Origin of the sequence: Granulicatella balaenopterae (assembly GCF_900111135.1) — a bacterium.
Taxonomy (GTDB): Bacteria; Bacillota; Bacilli; order Lactobacillales; family Aerococcaceae; genus Granulicatella; species Granulicatella balaenopterae.
In genome coordinates this window covers 1-1496 of the sequence record NZ_FOGF01000080.1, presented here as the reverse complement: position 1 = coordinate 1496, position 1496 = coordinate 1, and the positions used below count along the sequence as shown (strand labels likewise).

1 protein-coding gene is annotated in these 1496 nt (G+C 30.5%); it reads right to left on the bottom strand.

Features of this window, described 5'->3' with window-relative positions:
- On the bottom strand, positions 1 to 1496 hold a 1496-nt coding region (locus BMX09_RS10155; protein ID WP_177159608.1), incomplete at both ends, for a SpaA isopeptide-forming pilin-related protein.

Below are 1496 nucleotides of genomic sequence, written 5' to 3'. Positions count from 1 at the left end.
TATTCTTGTCCAACGATTAAATCTTTGTAAGCGACTGTATCCACTAATGTAACTTTTTCTGCATGGATTTCTTTGTTGTTTGTGCCTTGTTCCATCAATGTTGTTTTCACTTCTGGAATTTTTTCATTTTCTGCAAAAATTTGTTTAACAATATGATTTTGATTTCCAAACAATTCAACAACAATTCTTGTTGCATCTAAAATAAATCCTTCTGGTGCTTTCGTTTCTTCTAAATAGTAATGTCCATATTCTAAATCTTCAATATGGATCATGCCATTTACAGTTGTAAAACGACCTACTTCTGTTTCCCCTTTAATGTCATCTACAGCTACTAATTTATATTCTGCACCATCTAAACGATTTTCTGTTTCACTACCCATTTCAATTTTTACTAATTCAATCCCACCACGTTTTAGTTCATTTTCGATTGGTGTTACAACTGTTTCAGTAGTAACTTCTTCAGTAATGTTATTAAAATCAATGGTAATATCGTGGTTAGTTTCATCTAATACGTATTTTTCTGATGTTGTTAATTCTCGAATGTACAATGTACCATCAACGAAAATATCATTAAATGTACCTTGAACCATAACTTGTTCATTTTCTTTATCGTTAGTAGCTACTTGTTGTTCTTTGTTAACTTCATCTTCAACGGCAACTTTTGGTTGTGTTGTTTCTTCAGTAAATTCTTCATCTCCTTTTTCTGTTGTGATATCTGCTTCAGTTGGTTCTAATTCTTTTGTTTCTGGTGTTTCAATTGTTGCTTTTTCTACTTCTATTGGTTGTTCTGGTTCTTTATGTTTTTGTGTAATCGTAACCTTACCAATCATGCTATCTGCTGGTAATGTTACCCCATTTTCTGTATAACTTTCTGCGTTAAATAATCCAAATGTTGCTTCTTTTGTATTTGTAAATAATGCTGATTCTTCAAAATATTTATTAAATGTGAAATTAATTGTTTTACGTTTGTTATAAGCGTTTTTAATTTGACTATCAACTTCTACTGTTTGTTCTTGTGGTGTAAAGGTAATATCATAAATGTTATTATCTTTTACATATTGTGGTAAAGTAGCTACTTCTTCTAATTCATATTTTCCTAATGGCACTCGATTGAATTTATCTCTACCATTTTCAGTCGTTGTTAATGTTTGAATAACATCCCCTTTATGATATAAAACAGTTACTTTATCTCCAGATACAATATCTTCTTTAGCTCTTAATTCCCAAGTTGTACCAGCTAAATATTTTTCTTCAAACACAGGTGTCATTACTTTATCTGAACCTTCTGTCCATTGTGTTAATAGTTTAGCTTTTTTGTTTAAAATTAATAATCCTTTTTGTGCATTATCTGTTACTTCTGTAGTAACGGTTACTTCATCTCCATTAATTGTAATTGGAATAAATTTGTCATCTAAAACATATCCTTCTGGTGCTTGAATTTCTTTTAATAAGTAATTTCCGAAACGTACCGCTTCTGGTAATGTGACTGAACCAGT